The 23294-nt window shown below is 62.0% G+C and carries 16 protein-coding genes; 12 read left to right on the forward strand and 4 right to left on the reverse strand.

Going from position 1 to position 23294, the window contains the following annotated elements; genetic code table 11:
• Positions 1-7 precede the first annotated feature (7 nt).
• Positions 8-1669 (forward strand): dihydrolipoyllysine-residue acetyltransferase, encoded by a 1662-nt coding sequence (aceF, locus tag ALTER154_RS06330; RefSeq protein ID WP_160085713.1) that lies wholly within the window; start codon positions 8-10, stop codon positions 1667-1669.
• A gap of 99 nt (positions 1670-1768) precedes the next feature.
• Here aceF and ALTER154_RS06335 read toward each other — a convergent pair whose 3' ends face one another.
• The gene (locus ALTER154_RS06335; RefSeq protein ID WP_244152843.1) at positions 1769-2245 is read right to left on the reverse strand and encodes a hypothetical protein; all 477 of its coding nucleotides are present in this window, start codon (positions 2243-2245) and stop codon (positions 1769-1771) included.
• Between the two features lie 131 nt (positions 2246-2376).
• On the opposite strand from ALTER154_RS06335, the gene ALTER154_RS06340 reads away from it, so the two are divergent.
• The 3 genes from ALTER154_RS06340 to ALTER154_RS06350 all read left to right on the forward strand — a co-directional run bounded on the left by ALTER154_RS06340 (position 2377) and on the right by ALTER154_RS06350 (position 5956).
• The gene (locus ALTER154_RS06340; protein WP_160085714.1) at positions 2377-5019 is read left to right on the forward strand and encodes a bifunctional diguanylate cyclase/phosphodiesterase; all 2643 of its coding nucleotides are present in this window, start codon (positions 2377-2379) and stop codon (positions 5017-5019) included.
• A 65-nt stretch (positions 5020-5084) separates the two neighbouring features.
• A complete protein-coding gene (msrA, locus tag ALTER154_RS06345) occupies positions 5085-5732 on the forward strand; it encodes a peptide-methionine (S)-S-oxide reductase MsrA (RefSeq protein WP_160085715.1) in 648 nt (215 codons plus the stop codon).
• A gap of 26 nt (positions 5733-5758) precedes the next feature.
• Complete coding sequence (locus tag ALTER154_RS06350) at positions 5759-5956, forward strand: putative motility protein (RefSeq protein ID WP_160085716.1); 198 nt, start codon at positions 5759-5761, stop codon at positions 5954-5956.
• Here the strand turns inward: ALTER154_RS06350 and ALTER154_RS06355 are convergent.
• Positions 5953-7605, reverse strand: a complete 1653-nt coding sequence (locus ALTER154_RS06355; protein WP_160085717.1) for an NAD(P)/FAD-dependent oxidoreductase — start codon at positions 7603-7605, stop codon at positions 5953-5955. The two genes, ALTER154_RS06350 and ALTER154_RS06355, sit on opposite strands and share 4 nt — an antisense overlap.
• A gap of 128 nt (positions 7606-7733) precedes the next feature.
• On the opposite strand from ALTER154_RS06355, the gene ALTER154_RS06360 reads away from it, so the two are divergent.
• Together ALTER154_RS06360 and ALTER154_RS06365 are read left to right on the forward strand one after the other, a co-directional pair.
• Complete coding sequence (locus tag ALTER154_RS06360) at positions 7734-8297, forward strand: PadR family transcriptional regulator (RefSeq protein ID WP_160085718.1); 564 nt, start codon at positions 7734-7736, stop codon at positions 8295-8297.
• Positions 8298-8379: 82 nt separating this feature from the next.
• The gene (locus ALTER154_RS06365; RefSeq protein WP_160085719.1) at positions 8380-9636 is read left to right on the forward strand and encodes an HD-GYP domain-containing protein; all 1257 of its coding nucleotides are present in this window, start codon (positions 8380-8382) and stop codon (positions 9634-9636) included.
• On the opposite strand, the gene ALTER154_RS06370 is transcribed toward ALTER154_RS06365, so the two are convergent.
• Positions 9633-10481, reverse strand: coding sequence for a 23S rRNA (adenine(2030)-N(6))-methyltransferase RlmJ (locus ALTER154_RS06370; RefSeq protein ID WP_160085720.1), 849 nt, complete (start codon positions 10479-10481; stop codon positions 9633-9635). The two genes, ALTER154_RS06365 and ALTER154_RS06370, sit on opposite strands and share 4 nt — an antisense overlap.
• Positions 10482-10577: 96 nt before the next feature.
• Here ALTER154_RS06370 and ALTER154_RS06375 point away from each other — a divergent pair, with 96 nt between their 5' ends.
• The 5 genes from ALTER154_RS06375 (at position 10578) to selO (ending at position 20547) form a co-directional block, all read left to right on the forward strand.
• Positions 10578-11621 carry a nitronate monooxygenase family protein gene (locus ALTER154_RS06375; RefSeq protein ID WP_160085721.1) on the forward strand — a complete coding sequence of 348 codons (1044 nt, stop codon included), beginning with the start codon at positions 10578-10580 and terminating at the stop codon, positions 11619-11621.
• A 197-nt stretch (positions 11622-11818) separates the two neighbouring features.
• Positions 11819-13621, forward strand: coding sequence for an acyl-CoA dehydrogenase (locus ALTER154_RS06380; protein ID WP_160085722.1), 1803 nt, complete (start codon positions 11819-11821; stop codon positions 13619-13621).
• Positions 13622-13761: 140 nt separating this feature from the next.
• A complete protein-coding gene (locus tag ALTER154_RS06385) occupies positions 13762-15507 on the forward strand; it encodes a potassium/proton antiporter (RefSeq protein ID WP_160090030.1) in 1746 nt (581 codons plus the stop codon).
• 144 nt (positions 15508-15651) lie between these two features.
• Entirely contained in the window at positions 15652-19011 is a 3360-nt protein-coding gene (gene mscK / locus ALTER154_RS06390; protein ID WP_160085723.1) for a mechanosensitive channel MscK, read from the forward strand.
• A gap of 75 nt (positions 19012-19086) precedes the next feature.
• Positions 19087-20547 (forward strand): protein adenylyltransferase SelO, encoded by a 1461-nt coding sequence (gene selO / locus ALTER154_RS06395; protein WP_160085724.1) that lies wholly within the window; start codon positions 19087-19089, stop codon positions 20545-20547.
• Between the two features lie 7 nt (positions 20548-20554).
• Here the strand turns inward: selO and ALTER154_RS06400 are convergent, their stop codons facing one another.
• A complete protein-coding gene (locus tag ALTER154_RS06400; protein ID WP_160085725.1) occupies positions 20555-21250 on the reverse strand; it encodes an aspartate/glutamate racemase family protein in 696 nt (231 codons plus the stop codon).
• 237 nt (positions 21251-21487) lie between these two features.
• On the opposite strand from ALTER154_RS06400, the gene ALTER154_RS06405 reads away from it, so the two are divergent.
• Positions 21488-23284, forward strand: a complete 1797-nt coding sequence (locus tag ALTER154_RS06405) for an SLC13 family permease (RefSeq protein ID WP_160085726.1) — start codon at positions 21488-21490, stop codon at positions 23282-23284.
• The last annotated feature ends 10 nt before the right edge of the window (positions 23285-23294 follow it).

The raw sequence follows: 23294 nt of genomic DNA on the forward strand, positions 1-23294 counted from the left end.
CGAAACGATGAGTGAATTGATTCGCGTACCCGACATCGGTGGTGGTGAGGGTGAAGTAATCGAACTGATGGTCAAGGTCGGTGATCGCATCGAAGCCGATCAGAGCGTGCTGACCCTGGAGTCGGACAAGGCCAGCATGGAAATCCCCGCGCCGAAAGGCGGCGTGGTGAAAAGTCTGAAAGTAAAGCTGGGCGACCGCCTGAAAGAAGGCGACGAACTGTTTGAGCTGGAAGCCGAAGGCGCTGCCGAAACAGCACCCGCGGCGCCGACCGCAGCACCGGCAGAAGCACCTAAAGCAGCTGCTGCACCTGCGCCAGTCGCGCAGGCCAGCAGCAGCGTGCAGGACGTGCATGTGCCGGACATCGGCTCGGACGGCAAAGCCAAGGTCATCGAGATTCTGATCAAGGTCGGCGATAGCGTCGAAGCCGATCAGTCGCTGATCACCCTGGAGTCGGACAAGGCCAGCATGGAAATCCCCTCGCCGGCTGCCGGCGTGGTGGAAAGCATCAGCGTCAAACTGGAAGACGAAGTCGGCACCGGTGATTTCATCCTCAAGCTGAAAGTGGCCGGCGCCGCTGCGGCTCCAGCAGCAGCCGCAGCGCCAGCACCGGCCACTGCACCCGCCGTTGCACACGCCAGTGATGTGCACAAGGTGCCAGAAGGCGCGCACCCGGCGGTCGCCGCCGAAGTCAGCGCAATTGCCTCGCTGGCAGCCGCTGCCGCCAGCGTTGCCGCTGCCCCCAAGCGTGACGGCGCCAAGGTGCATGCGGGCCCGGCTGTGCGTCAGCTGGCACGCGAGTTCGGCGTCGAGCTGTCCGCCGTACCGGGCACCGGGCCGAAAGGCCGTGTGCTCAAAGAGGATGTGCAGGCTTACGTCAAAACCATGATGCAGAAGGCCAAGGAAGCCCCAGCCGCTGGCGCAACCGGTGGTGCCGGTATCCCGCCGATCCCGGTGGTGGACTTCAGCAAGTTTGGTGAAATCGAAGAAGTGGCGATGACCCGCCTGATGCAGGTCGGCGCCAACAACCTGCATCGCAGCTGGCTCAACGTACCGCACGTGACCCAATTCGATTCGGCTGATATCACCGAGCTGGAAGCCTTCCGCGTCGCGCAGAAAGCCGTGGCAGAAAAGGCTGGGGTCAAACTCACCGTGCTGCCGCTGCTGCTCAAGGCCTGCGCCTTCCTGCTCAAGGAACTGCCGGACTTCAACAGCTCGCTGGCGCCGAGCGGCAAAGCGATCATCCGCAAGAAATACGTGCACATCGGCTTTGCCGTCGACACCCCGGATGGCCTGCTGGTACCGGTGATCAAGAACGTCGATCAGAAGAGCCTGCTGCAGCTCGCCGCCGAAGCCGCCGTGCTGGCGGAAAAGGCCCGCACCAAGAAGCTGTCAGCCGACGATATGCAGGGCGCCTGCTTCACCATCTCCAGCCTCGGGCATATTGGCGGCACCGGTTTTACGCCGATCGTCAACGCGCCGGAAGTGGCGATTCTCGGTGTCAGCAAGGCCACCATCCAGCCGGTCTGGGATGGCAAAGCCTTCCAGCCCAAGCTGATGCTGCCGCTGTCGCTGTCCTACGACCACCGGGTGATCAACGGCGCCGCTGCGGCGCGCTTCACCAAGCGCCTGGGTGACGTACTGGCGGACATCCGCACCATGCTGCTGTAACGCATCAACTTTCGAGCAGCCACGCTCGTACCCTCGACCCCGCCCTGTTAGGCGGGGTTTTTTTTAGATTTAAGCCAGCAGTGGAACAATGGGAGGCGATCAGCCTTTCTGCAGATTACGGATCAGAAAACTCAGGGCCTTGGCCAGTTCGGCAGCGCCCTTGTGATCGCGCACGATGGTCAGCATTGGGCTGCCGTCGTTGGGGTTGTGCAGTACGCAACTGATGCCGCTGCTCGGGCATTCGTAACGCACGAAAGGGTCGACGCCAAATAGCGGCACCCGCTGGTTGCGCACGGCAATATCGGTACCCTGCTGGCCACGGGTTTCTTCACGTAGCAGCAGCTCGCCGGACTCGCCCTGACGCAGCTGATACAACAGGTCCTGACGCTGCGCCTGGCCGACCTGATAAGCGGCGCGCAGGGCGTAGGTTTTAAGCAGATCATTGCAATGTGCCAGCAGCGCTTGGCGGTCATTCTCGGTCAGATAAAGGCGTTTCAATTCGAGCAGATAATTGCCCTGTTCGGCACTGCTCAAACCCGTGTCAGGCTCAGCGGCGAACGCTGTCGAGGTGACCATACAGCTGCTCAGCAGCACTGCGGATATTAGTTTTCTTGTCAGTCGCAATTGCATGATGCACCCTTACCCGACGCTATAAATGAAGTGAGTCGATTACCGCTTCGATCAGCATACTGGAAGCCAGCCACCGAATGAAAAGCCATCCCGATGCCGCAAGTCGTTTAGCGGCCGAGGTTGTGACGCAGTTGCCAGTGCCTTCGCGCCTTGGCCTACTGCGTTTCGAGCGCTTGAATGAAGCGAGCTGGGCCCTGCTGTACCTCGATTCAGGCTGCGAACAACAGTTCGGTTTGCCGGCCCATGAGCTCTGCTCCCTGCTCGATGCGCCCTACGCCAGCCTGATGGAACCCGCTGTTCGCCACCAGCTCCACGACAACATTGCGCAGCAGCTGGCCGAGCGTCGGCACTACAGCGTGCAGTACTGCCTACACACCCCGCGCGGCAGCCTGACGCTGATGGAGGTGGGCGAAGCCTTCAAGCAACGCGGCCGACACCTGCTACGCGGCTACCTGCTGGTGATGAACGAGCAGAGCGCTCCGTCGCCACAAACCCTCGAGCTGTACCAGCGCAGCCAGGCCGAGTTGCAGGCGCAGCAGCAACGTACACAAGCCCAGCAACAGTTGATCGTCACCCTCGCGCGCCATCATTACGGCGACAGCAACCCCTTGCGTGAAGCCGCCGAACTGATCAGTAAAAGCGCCTGTGAGTTGTATGGGGTCAGCCGCGTCGGCATCTGGAACCTCAATCAACACATGCTGCAAGCGGTGGCCCTGTATCAACAGGATCAGGGCCGGCATGTCGAGCAACCCGACATCGACGCCAGCCCCTACCCCGCCTACCTGCAAGCGTTGCACAGCGGCCGGGCGCTGGACGCCCATGATGCCTACCAGGACCCACGTACCCGCGAGCTGAGCAACAGCTACCTGAAACCCATGGGTATCGCAGCGATGCTCGATGCCAGCATCCGCATCGCCGGTGAAGTGGTGGGCGTGCTGTGCCTGGAACATTGCGGCTCGCCACGCACTTGGCAGGCTGACGAAATTGCCTTTGCTGGCGAACTGGCCGATCAATACGCTCAGGTGCTGACTAACCAGCAACGCCGTTCTGCAACCAACGCGTTGTACCTGTTTCAACGCGCCGTCGAGCAAAGCTCAAGCGCCTTTATCTTGCTCGACCGTGATGGCCTCGTGGAGTACGTAAACCCGAGCTTTACCGCCATTACCCTGTACAGCGCCAGCGAAGTCCAGGGGCGCCGCCTGTCCGAAATACCGGCATTGGAAAACCTCAGCGACCTGCTGTTTGACGCCCGCTCCAGTCTGGCCGAACAGAACAGCTGGCTGGGTGAATTCAAGAGCCGCCGGAAAAATCTCGACCCCTACTGGGGGCAACTGTCGTTGTCCAAAGTCTATGCCGACGATGGCAGCCTGACCCACTACATCGGCATCTACGAAGACGTGACGGCAAGCAAGCAGGCGCAGCAGCATATTGAGCGCCTGGCCTTTCGCGACAACCTCACCGGCCTTGGCAACCGCTACGCCTTTATCCGCTCGCTGGAAGATCACTTCAGCGCGCACCCCGGCAAACCGATCAGCCTACTGCTGGTGGATATCGACAACTTCAAACGGATCAACGACAGCCTCGGCCACCAGACGGGCGACAAACTGCTGGTCAGCCTGGCGCGCCGCTTGCGTAACACCCTGCACCCCAGCAACGTATTGGCCCGCTTTGCCAGCAACGAATTTGCCGTGTTACTCGACCTCAACCAGGCCGACAGTCAACTGGTGGCGCAAAAGCTGCTGCAGACGTTGGACAAGCCACTGTTCGTCGACAACCAGCTGATCAACGTCACCGGTTCCATCGGCCTGGGCTGCGCGCCCGAACACGGTGATGACCCGCAGACCTTAATGAAACACACCGGTTTGGCGCTGCATAAAGCCAAAGCCAACGGCAAAAATCAGCTGCAGGTGTTTACTGACGCACTGAATGCCGAAGCGCACGACAAGCTGTTCGTAGAGAGCAACCTGCGCCGTGCGCTGATGCAGAACGAGCTGGAGGTGTTCTACCAACCCAAGCTGTGCCTGAAGCGGGGTCGACTGCTGGGCTTGGAAGCGCTGCTGCGCTGGAATCACCCAGACAAGGGCATGATCAGCCCGGACAGATTTATCAGCGTGGCGGAAGAAACCGGCCTGATCATCCCCATCGGCAAATGGGTCACGCGCCAGGCGTGCCGCATGAGCAAACAACTGATCGCCGTCGGCAATGCGCCGCTGCAGATGGCCATCAACCTGTCGCCCAAACAGTTCTCCGACCCAGACCTGGTGGGTGAAATCGCCGCCATCCTGCATGAAGAACAACTCGACCCGGCCCTGCTCGAACTGGAGTTGACCGAGAGCCTGCTGCTGGAAGCCACTGACGACACCCGCCATCAGCTCAGTCGCCTGAAAAGCCTGGGCCTGACCCTGGCCATGGACGACTTCGGCACCGGTTATTCTTCACTCAGCTACCTGAAGAAATTCCCCATTGATGTGATCAAGATTGATCGCAGCTTTATCAAGGACATCCCGGAGAATCAGGACGACATGGAAATCACCTCAGCGGTGATCGCCATGGCACATAACCTGAAACTCAAGGTGGTAGCCGAGGGCATTGAAACACCTGCACAGCTGAACTTTCTGCGCCGCCAGCAGTGCGACATCGGCCAAGGCTACCTGTTCGACAAACCCATCGCCGGTCGCGACCTGCTGGAAAGGCTTAAGCGCTATCCAAACAAAGGCTAGCCGGCTGTAACAAGCCCGCCTTATAACGGTCTATGACACACATGCTTCTGCTGAGGAAATGGCTCATGGTTCTGCGTTCGCAAATTCTCGCCCACAAACTCGAACTGCCCACCGCCGAACAGGCCCTGCCGGGCCGGACAGACGCGATGAAGGTGCCGACTGCGCATTTCGTCAATGGCAATGCGCTGCAGGGGCCATTTCCTGATGGCCTTGAGCAAGCGGTATTCGCCATGGGCTGCTTCTGGGGCGCGGAACGGCGCTTCTGGCAGCAGCCGGGTGTGTGGAGCACGGCGGTCGGCTATGCCGGCGGCCATACGCCGAACCCAACCTATGACGAAACCTGCTCAGGCCTGACCGGCCATACCGAAGTCGTGCTGGTGGTATTCGATCCGCAGGTCACCAGCTACGCCGCATTGCTGAAAGTGTTCTGGGAGGCGCACAACCCGACCCAAGGCATGCGCCAGGGTAACGACACGGGCAGCCAGTACCGTTCGGCGATCTACTGCTACGGCGCCGAACAACTGGCCGCAGCGCAAAGCAGCCAGGCCAAATTCCAGGCAGAATTAAGCAAAAATGGTTACGGCGCTATCACCACCGAAGTACGCGAGGCGCCACCGTTCTACTACGCTGAGGCCTATCACCAGCAGTACCTGGCGAAGAATCCCGGCGGCTATTGCGGCCTGGGTGGCACGGGCACTTGCCTGCCAGACTGAAGACACCTGACGCAGAAGGAACCCCCATGGAACTCAGCAGCCTGACCAACCAGGTGGCGTCCCAGGCCTCGGCTCAAGCCTCCGCCATGGCCTCGCTGCTGTTACTGCGCAAGACCCTGGAACTGCAGGCCGCCAACATCGGTGGCCTGATTGAGGCCGCCACGCCAGCCAGCCTGCCGAGCAACCCGCCCAATCTGGGCAATAGCGTCGACGTCGTGGTTTAGCCCGCTGCATCCGCCGTCGCACTGGCGGCGGTAGGCGCTTGTGCCTTCCAGCTTTTCAACAACTTGCCCACCCTGTAACCGCGCCAGCCGAGCATCCGCGAGGCGGTCATGACCCCGGCCATCAACGCGCCGCCCACGCCAGCCGTCACCGTATCCGCCCCGGTCAGGTACAGGCCCTTGATCGGCGTCTGGGTGTGAATCCAGTGCTGCTCGAAACGCGCGACCGTGTGATCAATCCCGTAGATTTCACCCTGTTCGTTCCACTGGTACCACTCCGTGGACAGCGGCGTGCCCAGCTCGCAGAAATCCAACGCACCGCGCAGTTGCGGCTGATGCTGGTAGAGGGTTTCCAGCAGCTGCGCAGTCAACTCGGCCTTGAACGCCTCGTACTCGGCACCGCGCTTGCCCCAGGTGGTGCCCTTCCACTGGGCGAACCACTGCGGCTGGGTCGGCGCGACGATCTCCACCGTGGCCTTGTTCGGGTAATGCGCATCCCAGGCCGGGTCTTTGGCCGAGGGGAAGCTGATGTAGATCAGCGGCATCGCCGGATTCTGTCCGGCCATAAAGCTGCTGACGTTGTGGTCGTGATCATGACTCGGGTAGACCCAGTAGTTGGTCTTCGGCAGCTTCAACTCGGCGGCGCTACCCTTAAACCCGGCGTACAGGCACAGGGTGGCGGCCGACAGTTTGACCTTGGGCAGTTGCTCCAGCAGGCCATGGTCGCTCGCAACTTGCGGTTCGAGCAGACGGGTATAGGTCGGCACCAGGCCGGCGCAGCTGACGATCTGCGGCGCGCGAATCTCGACGCCGTCTTTCTGCAAACGCACACCGACCGCACGGCCCTTTTCGACCAGGATCTTGTCGACCCCGGCATAGGTGAATACATGACCGCCTGCCGCCTCGATCACCGGGATGATGGTCTCGGAAATCTTTGTCGCGCCGCCCACCGGATAGTTGCCGCCGGTGATGTAGTGCTTGGCGACCATAGCGTGCATCACAAAGGCGGCTTCGGCCGGCGGCAGGCCGTAATCACCCCACTGCGCGGTCAGCACGCCGATCAACTCCTGATTGTCGGTCAGACCTTCAAGCACTTCACGGGTGGTTTTGAAGAAGTAATCCGGCAGCCACAGACGGCGCAATTTGCCGTAGAGCATACCCAGTGAGCGCGGCAGCGCCTGACCCGCAAAAAAGCGCGGCACCTTGGCACTGACCTCGCTGAGCAGATCGACATAGCGGTCGAGCACTGCGGCCTCGCCGGGGAAATGGCGCGCCATCTCCGCTTTGAATTCATCACGCCCGGCCACGTAGTCATAGGTCTGTTCGCCCATCACGATGCGGTCGTAATGGGCGTCCATTGGCGCCCATTCGAGGTGGCCGTCGCTGATCACATCGAACACCCGACGGATCATCGACCAGGGTTTGTGCACCTCGCCGATGTAATGCACGCCCACGTCCCACTCATAGCCTTCGCGCTCATAGCTGTGGGTGTAGCCGCCGGCAGTGTAATGCTGCTCCAGCACACACACGCGCTTACCGAGCTTGGCCAGCAGCGCGGCCGTGGTCAGGCCGCCGATGCCGGAGCCGATGATGATGGCGTCGTAATCATTGCGCGCCAGACGCGAACGAAAGCGGGTTCCTGTGCGTTTCATGGGCAGCTCCGTGGTTATTTTTGTTATGCAAGTTTTTGCATAATAGGCAAGCATTCACCACCCATGCAACTTTTTGCATATCCCGTATACTGCGGCGCATCTCAGGCAGCAGCCGTTAAAGTCCGCCCATGTCACTCAAGCACGCAATTTTGATTCTGCTCGAAAGCGAGCCCGGCAGCGGTTACGACCTGTTCAAGCGCTTCAAGGATGGCCTGGGTTACTTCTGGAACGCCAAACACCAGCAGGTGTACCTGGAGCTGAAAAAGCTCAGCGAAGCCGGCTGGCTGGCGTTTGAAGCACAAACACAAGATACCCGTCCGGACAAAAAGAACTACCGCCTGACCCCAGCCGGCCATGCCGAACTGCTGCGCTGGCTCGGCGAGCCAGTGCAGCCGAATACCATCAACGATGCGCTGCTGGTGAAGCTGTATGCCGGCGCACACACCTCACCCGACAACCTGCGTGAAGAAATGCAGCGGCATATCGCCGTGCACCGCAAAACGCTGGATAGCCTGTTGAGCATTGAGCGCGACTACCACGGCTTACCCGCCGAGCAGCGCCACGCTCTGCGCATGCCTTACCTCACGCTGCGGCGCGGCATTCTGGGTGAACAGTCCTGGCTGCAATGGGCAGAGGAAGTCGAGCACGCGCTGCAGGACACAACGCCAGCCGGCACGCCACCCGGTAAATAGTGCAGAAGCCGCTGTCGCCTGCTGCCACGAGGTAGGCAAACCGCTAGACTGCAAGCCATTAGCCATCATCCTCGACACCCGCATGCCCGCACCCTCAGCCTACATATCCCCCGACCAGCTGTGTGTCGGCCTGTATATCCAGCTTGAACTGGCCTGGTGGGAACATAACTTTGCCTTCAGCAACTTCAAGATCAAGGATGAAAACCAGATCAAGGCCCTGCGCGCCTTGGGGGTTGCACGCCTGCGCTATGACCCCGAGCGCAGTGATTGTGAGCCCCTGAGCGCGACCGAACCCACAGCAACGGTCGTCACCCCAGTACCGGTCACACCGCCCTCGCCACAGCAGCAGGCCAGCCTGGCCCGTGCGGAAAAACTCAAGGCCCTGCGCAAACGCCTGGCCGAAGTGGATCGCAAATTCGTTCAGGCCAGCCAACAGGTCAAAACCCTCAACCAGACGCTGCGCAGCCGTCCAGAAGAAGCCTGCAAACAGGCTGGCGAGGTGGTGGGCGCGATGGTTGATACGCTGCTAGGTGGCAGCGGCGCAGTGCTGCACACCATCAACAGCAAGGCAGCCGAAGACAATTACCTGCACTCCCTGAACGTCACGGTGCTGAGCCTGATGCTGGGTCGCCAACTCGGCCTGGACAGCGAGGACTGTCATGTCCTCGGCATGGGGGCGCTGCTGCACGATGTCGGCAAACTGGAGGTGCCCAGCAAGGTCCTGCTGAAAAGTGAGCCGCTGACACGTCCGGAACAGCAGCTACTGCAGCTGCACTGTGAATTTGGCCTGCGCATGGGCCACAAGCTGATGCTGGATGATGAAGTGCTGCGCGTCATCAACGAGCACCATGAATACTGCGACGGCAGCGGTTACCCGCGTCAGCTGCGTGAAGCGGCCATCGGCCGACTAAGCCGTCTGGTGTGCATCACCAACCAGTTCGACAACCTGTGCAACCCGCTCAACCCGCGTGATGGCCTGAGCCCACACGAAGCGCTGGCGTTGATGTTCAAGCAATACAATGCGCGCTTCGACGCGGTGGCGCTGAAAGCCTTTATCCGCTGCATGGGGGTGTATCCGCCGGGCTGCCTGGTGCAGCTGGATGACCAGCGTTACGGCCTGGTCTTGGGCATGAACCCGAGCCTGCCGCTGAAACCGACGCTGGTGGTCTACGATGCCGAAGTGCCCAAAAACGAGGCGCTGATCATCGACCTGGAACAGGAAACACGCCTCGGCATCGCCAGCAGCCTGCGCCCGGCGCAGCTGCCGCGCGAAGCGCTGGAGTACCTCAACCCGCGCCAGCAGCTGAGCTACTTTGTTGAACCGAGCAAAGGTCGCTAGCCCGCGCTGCCTTCCTCAATCAGCCAATCCAGGCGCCAGCCGCCCTGGCTTTGCCCGAGCAGCTGAGCGAGCCATGGCAGGATCTGCTTGAGTTCGTCTTCCAAACCCCATGGCGGATTGCTGATCACCAGGCCGGAGCCATTCAAGCGCGCTGCTTCGTCGGTGGGGTGTACGTAGAGCTCGACGCGCAGCAGCTTGGGTGCCTTGCTCTTTTGCAGGTCGCTGTAGAAACGCCGCAACTGGCGCAGGTCCTTGATCGGGTACCAGATCGCCACCACCGCCTGACGCATACGGCCGATGGCTTCGCTCAGGGATTGGGCGCAGCGCTCCATCTCATCGACCTGCTCGAACGGCGGATCAATCAACAGCAGGGCGCGCTTCTCGCGGGTTGGCAGCAGGGCGCGTGGCACATACCAACCCTCACCCAGGTGCACGGCCACGCGGCGATCGCCGTGCATGTTTTCCTTGAGCAGACGACCGTCTTCCGGGTGCTTCTCGTTCAAGTGCAAGCGGTCTTGCTCGCGGGTCAGCAGGCGCGCCAGCTCCGGCGAGCCGGGGTAATGACGCAGCTCGCCATCCGGGTTCATCGCCCGAATCACCTCCAGATAATCCAGCAGCGGGTCCGGTACATCGGTGGCCTGCCACAGCCGGGCGATACCTTCCAGCCACTCACCCGTGCGGCTGGCTTGATCGCCGCGCAGGTCATACAGACCGATACCCGCATGGCTGTCGAGGTAGGCGAACGGCGCCTCCTTGCGTGACAGCAGGGCAATCAGGCGAGTGAGGACATAGTGTTTCAGCACATCGGCATGGTTGCCGGCATGGAAGGCGTGGCGGTAGTTCATTGGGCGGACTCCTGTGGCCGGGCAGTTTACCAGTTTGCCAGGCGCCGGATGGATCAGTACGGTGGCCACTGATCCATCCGGCAAAAGAGAACCCACATGTCATTGCGAGACCTATTGGGCATTGAGCTACCACTGATCCAGGCCCCCATGGCTGGCATGCAGCTGCATGGTTTAGCCGCTGCCGTATCCAACGCCGGCGCGCTGGGTTCGCTGCCCTGCGCCATGCTTGATGCGGCCGGCCTGCGCAAGGAGCTGCAGGCGCTCAGCGAGAAGACGCGCAGGCCCTATAACCTGAATTTCTTTTGCCACACACCGCCAACAGCCGACGACACACGCGAAGCCGCCTGGCGTGAGGCGCTGAGTCCGTATTACCGCGAGGTCGGCATTGATCCCGCGACGATTGCCAGCGGTCCCGGCCGCCTGCCGTTCAGTGCCGAGATGGCCGATCTGCTCGATGAATTCCGGCCGGCCGTGGTGAGCTTTCACTTTGGCCTGCCCTCGGCTGAGCTGTTGGCGCGCGTAAAAGCGTGCGGGGCCAAGGTGCTCAGCTCGGCGACTACGGTTGAAGAGGCGTTGTGGCTCGAAGCCACTGGCGCAGATGCGATCATCGCCCAGGGGCTGGAAGCCGGCGGCCATCGCGGCATGTTCCTCAGCGATGAGCTGAGCAGCCAGCTCGGCACCTTCGCCCTGCTGCCGCAGATCGTCCAGGCGGTGCGCGTGCCGGTGATTGCCGCTGGCGGCATCGCCGATGCCCAAGGCGTGCGCGCGGCCATGGCGCTTGGCGCGGCGGGGGTGCAGATCGGCACCGCGTACCTGTGCTGTGATGAAGCCAGCACCAGCGCCATTCACCGCGCCGCCCTGCACAGCCCGGCTGCACAGCACACGGCCCTGACCAACTTGTTCAGCGGCCGCCCGGCGCGGGGCATCGTCAACCGGGTGATGCGCGAGTTGGGCCCAATCAGCCCGCTGGCACCCGCCTTCCCACTGGCGACGGCCGCCATTGCGCCTTTGCGCAGCAAAGCTGAAAGCCTGGGCAGCGGTGATTTCTCTCCGCTCTGGGCGGGGCAGAATGTCAGCGGCTGCAAGAATATCGGCGCCGCTGAGCTAACCCGCGAGCTGGCGCAGGGCTTTGTCCAATAAGCACGCCCTTTGCTGCACAGCCCCGTCGGGGTGGATGACGTCTTTTCATCCACCTTGGCGATCTGCTGGATGGATAAAGCGTCACCCACCCTACCCGACCGCTCCGGCCCAACGCCCCGTTATCACGCTTATTAATAGTGCTGGGAGCCGCACGTGCAGCTGCTTAGACTCGGCTCATCGCAACCGGAGGTACACCCATGTCCGAGTCCCTGCTCAGTTCCCGCAACCTGGCCTTTGAGCTGTATGAAGTGCTGGACGCCGAAGGCCTGACCCAGCGTGAGCGTTTCGCTGAACACAGCCGCGAAACCTTTGACGCGGCCATCGACACCGCCCGCAGCATCGCGGAAAACCTGTTCGCCCCGCACAACCGCAAAAATGACGAACACGAGCCGGAGTATGTCGACGGCGCTGCGGTGCTGATCCCCGAAGTGAAACCGGCGGTGGATGCCTTCCTCGAGGCCGGCTTCCTCAACGCCACCCGCGAATTCGAAGTCGGCGGCATGCAGCTGCCCAACCTGTTGTCGCAGGCCTGCTTCGCCCACTTCCAGTCGGCCAACGCGGCGACCACTTCGTACCCGTTCCTGACCATGGGCGCGGCCAACCTGATCGAGAACTTCGGCACGACTGAGCAGAAGCAGCGCTTTCTGCAGCCGATGATCGACGGCCGCTTCTTCGGCACCATGGCCTTGACCGAGCCCCATGCCGGCTCCTCGCTGTCGGACATCCGCACCCGCGCCGAACCAGCCGAAGACGGCACGTACCGGCTCAAGGGCAACAAGATCTTTATCTCCGGCGGCGACCATCCGCTGTCGGAAAACATCGTGCACATGGTGCTGGCCAAGCTGCCGGATGCCCCGGCGGGCGTTAAAGGCATCAGCCTGTTTATCGTGCCGAAGTTTCTGGTCAATGATGACGGCAGCCTGGGCAAGCGCAACGACGTGGTCCTGGCCGGGCTGTTCCACAAGATGGGCTGGCGCGGCACCACCTCCACCGCGCTGAACTTCGGTGATAACGGCGATTGCGTCGGCTACCTGGTGGGCAAACCGCACCATGGCCTGAGCTACATGTTCCAGATGATGAACGAAGCGCGCATTGGCGTCGGCATGGGCGCGGTGATGCTCGGCTACGCCGGCTACCTGTACTCGCTGGACTATGCCCGCCAGCGCCCGCAAGGCCGCTTGCCCGATGGCAAGGACCCGACCTCCAGCCAGGTGGCGATCATCGAGCACGCTGACGTGCGCCGCATGCTGCTGACCCAGAAAGCCTACGTGGAAGGTTCCTTCGACCTCGGTCTGTACGCCGCGCGGCTGTTCGACGACACCCTAACCCTGGAGACCGAGGAAGAACGGCGCATCGCCCTGGAGCTGCTCGACTTGCTCACCCCAATCGTTAAATCCTGGCCGTCGGAGTTCTGCCTCAAAGCCAACGAGCTGGCCATCCAGATTCTCGGCGGTCACGGCTACACCCGCGATTACCCGGTGGAGCAGTACTACCGCGACAACCGCCTCAACCCGATCCACGAAGGCACCCACGGCATCCAGTCCCTCGACCTGCTCGGCCGCAAGGTCTCGATGAACGGCGGCGCGGCGCTCAAGCAATTGCTCAAGCTGATCCACGGTACCTGCCAACGCGCCGAAGCCCACGCCTCGCTGACCGCACTGCGCCAGCCTCTTGAGCAACTGCTGGCACGCTTGCAAACCGTGACCCTGGCGCTGCTGGGCGACCTGATGAGCGGCAAGGTCAACGAAGGCCTGGCCAACTCAGCGCTGTACCTGAAGGTGTTCGGCCATACCGTGATCGGCTGGCGCTGGCTGGAACAGGCAATCCGCGCAGAGGAAGGCTTGGCGAAAGGCAATCCCAGCGATGTCGACTTCTACCAGGGCAAGCTGCAGGCCGCGCGTTACTTCCTGACCTGGGAAGTACCGAGCTGCCACCACGACCTGGCGATTCTCGAAGCCCGCGACGACACCTGCCTGGGCATGCAGGACGCCTGGTTCTGAACCCAGCGAAGCGCTGTTGAAACTGACGCCCCGCTGAACGCGGGGCGTTTTTTTTGAGCGCGGTGTGAAGGCAGCGGTTAGAATCTCTGGCACGCGCCATGCATAGTGGCACGCTCACCAACCCGCACGGAGTACGCGCCTTGGATGCCAGCACCATCAATAATCTGTTTTTGATCGGTGGCGTTCTGGTCGCAATGAGCATCCTGGTCAGTGCATTCGGCTCGCGCTTCGGTATCCCGATTCTGGTGATCTTTCTCGCTGTCGGTATGCTCGCCGGCACCGATGGCCCTGGCGGCATTGTCTTCAACAACTACCCACTGGCCTATCTGGTCGGCAACCTGGCGTTAGCCATCATCTTGCTCGATGGTGGTATGCGAACGCGGGTCTCCAGCTTTCGCGTCGCCCTGTGGCCGTCCCTCTCATTGGCCACCGTTGGTGTATTGATCACTGCGGGTTTGACCGGCGTAGCAGCGGCCTGGCTGTTCGACCTGAGCTGGATGGAAGGCCTGCTGATCGGCGCCATCGTCGGCTCCACCGATGCCGCTGCGGTATTCAGCCTGCTCGGCGGGCGCGGCCTGAACGAACGGGTTAGCGCCACCCTGGAAATCGAGTCCGGCAGCAACGACCCGATGGCGGTGTTCCTCACCGTCACCTTGATCGCCATGCTCGCCAGCGGTCAGGACGGCCTGAGCTGGGGCTTGCTGGTGCAGTTGCTGCAGCAGTTCGGCATCGGCGCGCTGTTCGGCCTCGGTGGCGGCTGGCTGCTGCTCAACCTGATCAACCGCATGGAACTGGCCAACGGCCTGTATCCGCTGCTGGTAGTCAGCGGCGGTTTGATCATTTTCGCCATCACCACCGCCGTCGGTGGAAGCGGCATTCTGTCGATCTATCTGTGCGGCCTGCTGCTCGGCAACCGGCCGATTCGCTCGCGCCACGGCATCCTGCATATGCTCGACGGCCTGACCTGGCTGGCGCAGATCGGTATGTTCTTGGTTCTCGGTCTGCTGGTCACCCCGCACGAGCTGCTGCCGATTGCCTTGCCGGCTCTGGGCCTGGCGCTGTGGATGATTCTGTTCGCCCGCCCACTGTCGATCTTTATCGGCCTGCTGCCCTTCAAGGCCTTCCATGACCGCGAACGCGCCTTTATCGCCTGGGTCGGCCTGCGCGGTGCGGTGCCCATTATCCTGGCGGTGTTCCCACTTATGGCCGGCCTGCCGAATGCCCAGCTGTTCTTCAACGTGGCGTTCTTTATCGTGCTGGTTTCGCTGCTGTTGCAGGGCACCAGCCTGCCGTTTGCCGCCAAGTTGCTGCGCGTGACCGTCCCACCAGAGCCCGCACCGGTATCGCGCGCTGGCCTGGACGTGCACCCGACCAGCCAGTGGGAGCTGTTTATCTACCGCCTCGGTGCGGAAAAATGGTGCATCGGCGCGCCTTTGCGCGAACTGAAGATGCCCGAAGGCACGCGTATCGCCGCGCTGTTCCGGGGCAAGGAACTGCTGCACCCCTCCGGCAGCACGACTCTGGATGCCGGCGACCTGCTCTGCGTGGTTGGCCACGAACATGACCTGCCCGCCCTCGGCAAACTGTTCAGCCAGGCGCCCACCCGCGGCCAGGACCTGCGCTTCTTCGGTGACTTCGTACTGGAAGGCGATGCCGAACTGGCCGCCATCGCCGCACTCTACGGCCTGCAACTGCAAGGAGCCGAAGGCCAGCTGCACCTGGGCCGCTTTATCGCGCACAAGATTGGCGGCTCGCCAGTTATCGGCGACCAGGTGGAATGGCAAGGCCTCACCTGGACAGTGGCCGCCATGGAAGGGAACAAGATCCGCAAGGTCGGCGTCAGATTCCCCGAAGGCAGTCGCCCAGGCCCTGGGCTCTTCCTTTAAGCGCCGGGTTACGCGCCAGCGCTGTTGCGTAAAAAAGCGCAGCACAAGAGCGTAATCTAGCGCCCAAAAGCCGTTATATGCGGCACAGGCGCTTAACCTGGCGCCTGTTAAACTCAGCCTCTTTTCGAGCCAACGATCGTCACTATGCCCTCTCTTCGCACTTATCTTGCCGTCGCACTGCTCGGGCTGTGCCTGAGCGCCCCGCTGCTCCAGGCTGCCGAGCCTCCCAGCCGGGCTGACGTACAAAGCAGCCTGGACAACCTGGCCGACCGCAAGCTGCCGGAAGCCGAGCAGCTGGCCGTCAAGCAGACCCTGGAGAAAACCCTGGCGCTGCTGGATGAAAAAGCCGACAGCGAGCAGCGCCGCGCCGACCTTGAGAAACAGCTGCAGCAAGCCCCACGCCTGATTGGCGAGGCGCAGCGCGATTACGAGCGACTGAAAAACAGCACGCCCACCCAGGTCAATCTGCGCTACGGCAAAAGCACACTGCCGCAGCTCGAGCAATTGCTCGCCGATCGCAACGCACAACTCAACGAGTGGCAGAAGCAGATCATCGAGGCCAACAGCCTGGTGATCACTGCGCAGACTCGCCCGGAACGCGCCCAGGCAGAAATCAGCGGCAACCAGACCCGCAGCCAGGAAATCAACAGCATCCTGAAAAGCGGCCGCGATGCCAGCAAACCGCTGAGCAACGAGCGGCGTAACCAGCTGAATGCCGAACTGGCCAAGCTTGATGCGCAAACACAGCTGCGCCGCCAGGAACTGGCCGGCAACAGCCTGCTGCAGGACCTCGGTAACAGTCGTCGCAGCCTGCTGGAAGAGCGCATCAAACGCCTAGAACAGGAACTGCTCGACCTGCAGAACCTGATCAATGAAAAGCGCCGCGACCTCTCCGAACAAACCCTGGCCGAACAGTCACGCGAGGTCGAAAAGGCCGGCACCGACAGCCTGCTGGCACAGGAAAGCGCAATCAACCTGAAGCTCTCCGATTACCTGCTGCGCGCCACCGATCGGCTCAATGAACTGACCCGCCTGAATCTGCAGACCAAACAGCAGCTCGACAGCCTGAGCCAGAGCGACCAGGCCCTGGAAGAACAGATCAGCGTGCTGCAAGGCAGCCTGCTGCTCTCGCGCATCCTCTATAAGCAGCAGCAAGCCCTGCCGACACTGAAGATCGACAGCAACCTGCCCGATCAGATCGCCGACCTGCGCCTGTACCAGTTCGAGCTCAATCAGCAGCGCGAAGCCATCAACAACCCCAGCGTGTATGTCGACAACCTGCTCAGCGCCCAGCCTAACGAGGCCGGCAACCAGGCCCTGCGCACCGACCTGCTGGCCATCGCCGATACCCGCCGCGAGCTGATCGACCGCCTTAACCGTGAGCTGAACGCCCTGCTCAATGAGTCGATCACCCTGCAGCTGAATCAGAAGCAGCTGAAAACCACCGCAGAAACGCTGCGCGCCACCCTCGACGAGCAGATGTTCTGGATCCCCAGCAACAAACCGCTGGATCTGGAGTGGATCAAGTCCGTGCCGCGCCTGCTCGAACGGCAGATTGCTGAACTGCCCTGGGGCTCCAACCTGCGTCAGCTGGGTGCAGGCCTGACCGAGCGGCCACTGCTGTTCCTGCCCCTGCTGCTGCTGATTGCGCTGTTGCTGTGGCGCCGCGGCTACCTGTACCGCAAGCTCGCAGAACTGCATCAAGACATCGGCCACTTCAAACGCGACAGCCAGTTGCACACGCCGATGGCGATCATGCTCAACGTATTGCTGGCCCTGCCGGGCACGCTGTTTCTGGCGCTGTGCGGCTTCGCCCTGCAAATGGATGCCCGCGGACAGAACGCCAACCTGGGTGAGGCGCTATTCCAGATGGCCCAGGCCTGGCTGGTGTTCTACACCCTGTACCGCATCCTCGCCGATGGCGGCGTGGCCGAGCTGCACTTCCGCTGGGGCCGCTCACAGGTGGCCTTCCTGCATCGCCAGGTACGCCGTCTGGGTCTGGTAGTCATGGCCATGGTCGCCGTGGTCACGGTGGCCAAACACCAACCGGCCGGCCTGGGCGATGACGTGATCGGCCTGACCGTGGTGCTGACCTGCTACGCACTGATGGTCTGGCTGCTGCACAAACTGCTACTCACTGGCCCGGCACGCGAGCATGCCTCAGCCTTCCGCATGCTGATCGGCATCGGCCTGAGCCTGCTGCCATTGGCGCTGATCATCGCGGTCGGCCTCGGCTACTACTACACCGCACTGAAACTCAGCGACCGTCTGATCAACACCCTGTATCTGCTGGTGATCTGGCTGGTCATCGAGGCCACCTTCGTGCGCGGCCTGGGCGTGGCAGCACGTCGCCTGGCCTACCAGCGCGCCACGGCCAAACGCCAGGCACAGAGCAAGGACAGCGGCGAAGGCACGGAAACCGTGGTCGAAGAACCGACCCTGGATATCGAACAGGTCAACCAGCAGTCGCTGCGCCTAATTCGCCTGGCCCTGCTCGGCACCTTTATCGCGGGCTTGTACTGGGTCTGGGCGGACCTGATCTCGGTGTTTGCCTACCTCGACAACATCGCCCTCTACCAATACAGCAGCGGCAGCGGTGATGCCGCCACTCTGGTGCCGATCAGCCTCAGCGATGTGCTCGGCGCACTGATCATCGTCGGCATCACCATCGCCCTGGGGCGCAACCTGCCCGGCTTGCTCGAAGTACTGGTGCTCTCCAGGCTGAACCTGGCCCAAGGCAGCGCCTACGCCACCACCACCCTGCTGTCCTACCTGATCGTAGCCATCGGCTTTGTTACCACCCTGTCGACCCTCGGCGTCAGCTGGGACAAGTTGCAATGGCTGGTCGCCGCACTGTCGGTGGGCCTGGGCTTCGGCTTGCAGGAAATCTTCGCCAACTTTATTTCCGGCCTGATCATCCTGTTCGAACGCCCGGTGCGCATCGGCGACGTGGTGACCATCGGCAACCTGTCCGGCACCGTGAGCAAGATCCGCATTCGCGCCACCACCATCACCGATTTCGACCGCAAAGAAATCATCGTACCGAACAAGACCTTCGTCACCGACCAGCTGATCAACTGGTCGCTCAACGACACGGTTACCCGGGTCATCGTGAAGATCGGCGTAGCCTACGAAACCGACCTGCCGCTGGCGCGCAAGCTGATGATGCAGGCCGCCGAGGAAAACCCGCGGGTACTGCGCGATCCGGCGCCGCTGCTGTTCTTCCTGACCATCAGCGCCAGTACCTTCGACTACGAGCTGCGCTTCCATGTGCGCGAGCTGGGCGACCGCAACGCCGCCACCGACGAAATCCTCACGCGCATTGCCCTGAGCTTCCGTGAGCACAACGTGGAAATGGCCTTTAACCAGGTCGAGGTGATGATCAAGAACCTGCACGGCCAGGAACTCAACCTGACCACCGGACAAATGGTGGCCGCCACGGCGGCCGCCGATGCGCAGCAGGGACAATTACCACCACCGACACCTGCAATCGACCCGCAGTAGCTTGCCGCCAGGCCCGCCAGCGCGGGCTGCCACCTCATCACTGCCGGGCCGTATGTGCCCGGCTGGAGCCTGACCGTGAAGCCGCTTATCGAGCTGCAGTTCGACAACCGTTTTGCCCGCCTCGGCGACGTATTTTCCACCCACGTACTGCCCGAGCCGATTGCCGAGCCGCGCCTGGTCGTTGCCAGCCCGGCCGCCATGGCCTTGCTGGATCTGGACCCGAGTGAAGCCGAGAGCGAGGTGTTTGCGCAGATCTTCGCCGGGCACAAGCTGTGGAGCACCGCCGAGCCACGCGCCATGGTCTATTCCGGGCATCAGTTCGGCGGCTACAACCCGCGCCTGGGCGATGGCCGTGGCCTGCTGCTGGGTGAGGTCATCAACGACGCCGGCGAGTACTGGGACCTGCACCTCAAAGGCGCCGGACAAACGCCCTACTCGCGCATGGGCGACGGCCGCGCCGTACTCCGTTCATCGATCCGCGAGTTTCTCGCCAGTGAACACCTGCACGCCCTCGGCATCCCCAGCTCGCGGGCGTTGTGCGTGACCGGCTCCAGCACGCCGGTCTGGCGGGAGAAACAAGAACGCGCGGCGATGGTACTGCGCCTGGCGCCCAGCCATATCCGCTTCGGTCACTTCGAGTACTTCTATTACACCCAGCAACATGAGCAACTCAAACAGCTGGCCGAGCATGTGCTGCACTGCCACTACGCCGACTGTTTGCAGCAGGAACAGCCGTATCTGGCAATGTTCCGCGAAGTCATCGAACGCAACGCCACGATGATCGCCTACTGGCAGGCCTACGGTTTCTGTCACGGGGTGATGAACACCGACAATATGTCGATCCTCGGCATCACATTCGATTACGGTCCCTACGCCTTTCTCGATGATTTCGATGCCCAGCACATCTGCAACCATTCCGATGACACAGGCCGTTACTCGTTCAGCAATCAGGTGCCGATTGCGCAGTGGAACCTCGCCGCCCTCGGCCAGGCCCTGGTGCCGCTGGTCGATGTCGACGCGCTGCGCGAGACGCTTGGCCTGTTCCTGCCGTTGTACCAGGCGCATTACCTCGACCTGATGCGCAAGCGCCTGGGCCTGCTCAGTGCCGATGAGGGCGATGAAGCCCTGGTGCAGCACCTGCTGCAACTGATGCAGAGCAGCGCAGTGGATTACACCCTGTTCTTCCGCGAACTCGGCGACAGCCCGGCCGCGCAAGCCGTAGCGCGTCTGCGCGACGATTTCACCGACCTGGCTGGTTTCGATGCCTGGGCAGCTGACTACCTCGCGCGCAGTGCACGCGATGGTGACGACACGGAGCAACGCCGCATGCGCATGCACGCGGTCAACCCCAAGTACATCTTGCGCAACTACCTGGCGCAGCAAGTGATCGAGGCCGCCGAGCAAGGCGACTACGCCCCGGTGCGCGAACTGCATCAAGTGCTATCGCGGCCCTTCGACGAGCAGCCAGGCTTCGAACGCTACGCCCAGCGCCCGCCGGAATGGGGCAAGCACTTGGAAATCAGCTGCTCGTCTTGAGCAGCGCTCAAGCCCCCAACATCCACTCCAGCCCCATGGCTACATGCAGCTCGGTGCTGTCGAGCAGCGGCAGTGGGGCGTCCAGGCCATCGAGCAGCAAACCGATCTCGGTGCAGCCGAGGATGGCCACCTCGGCGCCCTGGGTTTGTAGCGTGCGCAAACAGTCCAGATAGAACGCCCGCGCCTGCGGCAGAAACTGGCCCTGGCACAGCTCGGCAAAGATCACCCGGTCGATTTCCGTCATCTGCGCCGCGTCCGGAGTGATCACCTCAATCGCAAAGCGCTCGGCCAGGCGCTGGCGGTAGAAGTCCTCCTGCATGGTAAAGCGCGTACCGAGCAAGGCCGCGCGGCGCACACCCTGGCATTGCAGGGCCTGACCAACCGCATCGCCGATATGCAGCAGCGGTATCTGCACCGCCGCCTCGATGGCCGGCGCCACCTTGTGCATGGTGTTGGTGGCCAGCAGCAGGGCCGTTGCTCCCGCCCGTTCAAGCCCTTGAGCCGCCTGCGCCAGTATCTGCCCAGCCGTCTGCCAGTCGTCACGCCGCTGCAGCTCGGCAATCTCGGCAAAGTCCACTGAATGCAGCAGCAAGGGCGCCGAATGCAAACCACCGAGTCGCTCGCGCACACCCTGGTTGAGCAAACGGTAATAGCTGGCCGTCGACTCCCAACTCATGCCCCCCAGAATGCCTAGCTGACGCATATCACCTCCTGCTCGATAAAGCCTTGAGCCTAATCCGCCACCGCTCCAGCGCACAGGCACAGTGCGCGGCAGAGCGGTCGGTACAGCCTTATCTATTAAATCGAAAAGGCATATAAACCTTTCCAAACATTCTTAGACTCTCTAAGCAGCAACCCTTATCTTCTCCGCCTTGCGTGGCCGCCCCGTCTGGATTGGCGTGCCCGATACCTCACACGAGATTCAACGCTAAGGATGTTCATGTTCTGGGACTCTCTTCCTCTGCCCTTGCTGTTTGTCGGTGCCCTGCTGATCTGGGTGCTGTACGCCTTTGTGCGCGAGAAGTGGAGCCCGGACATCGTCGCGGCCATCGCCGTGGCTGCGCTGCTGATTACCCAACTGCTGACGCCTGGGGAAGTGCTCAGCGTACTGAGCAACTCGGCGCCAGTGACCATCGCCTGCATGTTCGTACTCTCAGCGGCACTAGAGCGCACCGGCTGCATCGACGCCCTGGGCAACTGGCTGGGCGATCTGGTCGGTACCAGCCCGATTCGCGTACTCACCGGGCTGACCGTCACCGCCCTGGTCATTTCCGCCTGCCTGAACAACACACCGGTGGTGGCCATTCTCACCCCAGTGGCAATTTCCCTGGCACGCCGTGCCGGCACCTTGCCGTCGAAACTGCTGATTCCACTGTCCTACGCCACCATCCTCGGCGGTACCCTGACCATGATCGGCACCTCGACCAATATTCTGGTCGACGGCGTGGCGCGCAAGGCGGGCCTGGAACCCTTCGGCATCTTCGAGATTACCGGCGCAGGCCTGATCATGGCCGCCTTCGGCATGGCCTACCTGCTGACCATCGGCCATCGCCTGTTGCCTGAGCGCGAAACCCTGTCCAAGCAGCTGCGCCCGAACCTCGACCGCACCTTTATGACCGAGCTGCTGGTGCCGCATGATTCGCCCGTAATCGGCAAGACCCTGCACGAAGCCAACCTCAACGGTGGCAGTGGCCTGCAGGTACTGAAAATCTTCCGTGACGAGCAGGAACTCACCGAACCGGCCCACGACACCCTGCTGGTGGCGGGCGATCAACTGGTCCTGCACGGCCAGGTCAAGGATGTGGTGGAGCTGCGCGAAAGCGGCCACCTGATTTTCAACCGCAGCGATGCCTTCGAAACCATCAGCAGCCATGATGTGATCCTCGCCGAGGCCATCGTCGGGCGTAACTCGCGCTACAGCCACCGGCCGATGCGCGACCTCGACCTCACCGCGCGCTACGGTATCGCCGTGCTCGCCGTGCACCGTCAGGATGAGAACATCCAGGGCAACTTGGATGACTTCGAACTGCAGTTCGGCGATGTAATGCTGGTGGAAGGTACGCCGACGCAGATCAAGCGTTTCGCCGACAACGGCGAGCTGATCAGCCTCAATGCCGTGCAGGAACGCGCGTTCCGCCGCGATAAGGCACCAATTGCGATTATCGCCACCCTGGCGGTGATGATCCTCGCCGCGTTTGGTGTAATGCCCATCGAGGGCCTGGCGATCATCGGCGCGGTGACCGTACTGGCGACCCGCTGCCTGGACGTGGAAGACGCCTACAAGGCAGTAGACTGGAAAATTCTCAGCCTGATTTTCGGCATGCTGGCCATCAGTATCGCCATGGACAAGGTCGGTCTGGTCAGCCTGATGGTCAGCAATGTCATGGGTCTGATGCCCTGGGCCGGGCCACTGCTGATGCTGTCGTTTATCTATTTGTTCACCTCGATTCTTACCGAAGTGCTGTCAAACAACGCGGTAGCGGTACTGGTCACGCCGATTGCCATCGGCATGGCCCAGCACCTGGGCGTCGACCCGCGCGCCTTTGTGGTCGCAGTGATGTTCGCCGCCAGCGCCAGCTTCGCCACGCCCATCGGCTATCAGACCAACACCTTCGTCTACAACGCAGGCGGCTACCGCTTTACCGACTTTATGAAGGTCGGCATTCCACTCAATCTGCTGCTGTGGGTGGAGGCCAGTTTTGTAATCCCCTGGTTCTTCCCGCTGACGCCGGTTTGACGGCATAAGC

It is taken from the genome of Pseudomonas sp. 9AZ (assembly GCF_902506525.1).
GTDB lineage: Bacteria > Pseudomonadota > Gammaproteobacteria > Pseudomonadales > Pseudomonadaceae > Aquipseudomonas > Aquipseudomonas peli.

What these genes read in the sequence shown, in the direction of transcription:
- aceF (WP_160085713.1), top strand. Translation starts at nt 8, where the DNA reads ATGAGTGAATTGATTCGCGTACCCGACATCGGTGGTGGTGAGGGTGAA.
- ALTER154_RS06335 (WP_244152843.1), bottom strand. Translation starts at nt 2,245, where the DNA reads ATGGTCACCTCGACAGCGTTCGCCGCTGAGCCTGACACGGGTTTGAGC.
- ALTER154_RS06340 (WP_160085714.1), top strand. Translation starts at nt 2,377, where the DNA reads ATGAAAAGCCATCCCGATGCCGCAAGTCGTTTAGCGGCCGAGGTTGTG.
- msrA (WP_160085715.1), top strand. Translation starts at nt 5,085, where the DNA reads ATGGTTCTGCGTTCGCAAATTCTCGCCCACAAACTCGAACTGCCCACC.
- ALTER154_RS06350 (WP_160085716.1), top strand. Translation starts at nt 5,759, where the DNA reads ATGGAACTCAGCAGCCTGACCAACCAGGTGGCGTCCCAGGCCTCGGCT.
- ALTER154_RS06355 (WP_160085717.1), bottom strand. Translation starts at nt 7,605, where the DNA reads ATGAAACGCACAGGAACCCGCTTTCGTTCGCGTCTGGCGCGCAATGAT.
- ALTER154_RS06360 (WP_160085718.1), top strand. Translation starts at nt 7,734, where the DNA reads ATGTCACTCAAGCACGCAATTTTGATTCTGCTCGAAAGCGAGCCCGGC.
- ALTER154_RS06365 (WP_160085719.1), top strand. Translation starts at nt 8,380, where the DNA reads ATGCCCGCACCCTCAGCCTACATATCCCCCGACCAGCTGTGTGTCGGC.
- ALTER154_RS06370 (WP_160085720.1), bottom strand. Translation starts at nt 10,481, where the DNA reads ATGAACTACCGCCACGCCTTCCATGCCGGCAACCATGCCGATGTGCTG.
- ALTER154_RS06375 (WP_160085721.1), top strand. Translation starts at nt 10,578, where the DNA reads ATGTCATTGCGAGACCTATTGGGCATTGAGCTACCACTGATCCAGGCC.
- ALTER154_RS06380 (WP_160085722.1), top strand. Translation starts at nt 11,819, where the DNA reads ATGTCCGAGTCCCTGCTCAGTTCCCGCAACCTGGCCTTTGAGCTGTAT.
- mscK (WP_160085723.1), top strand. Translation starts at nt 15,652, where the DNA reads ATGCCCTCTCTTCGCACTTATCTTGCCGTCGCACTGCTCGGGCTGTGC.
- ALTER154_RS06400 (WP_160085725.1), bottom strand. Translation starts at nt 21,250, where the DNA reads ATGCGTCAGCTAGGCATTCTGGGGGGCATGAGTTGGGAGTCGACGGCC.
- ALTER154_RS06405 (WP_160085726.1), top strand. Translation starts at nt 21,488, where the DNA reads ATGTTCTGGGACTCTCTTCCTCTGCCCTTGCTGTTTGTCGGTGCCCTG.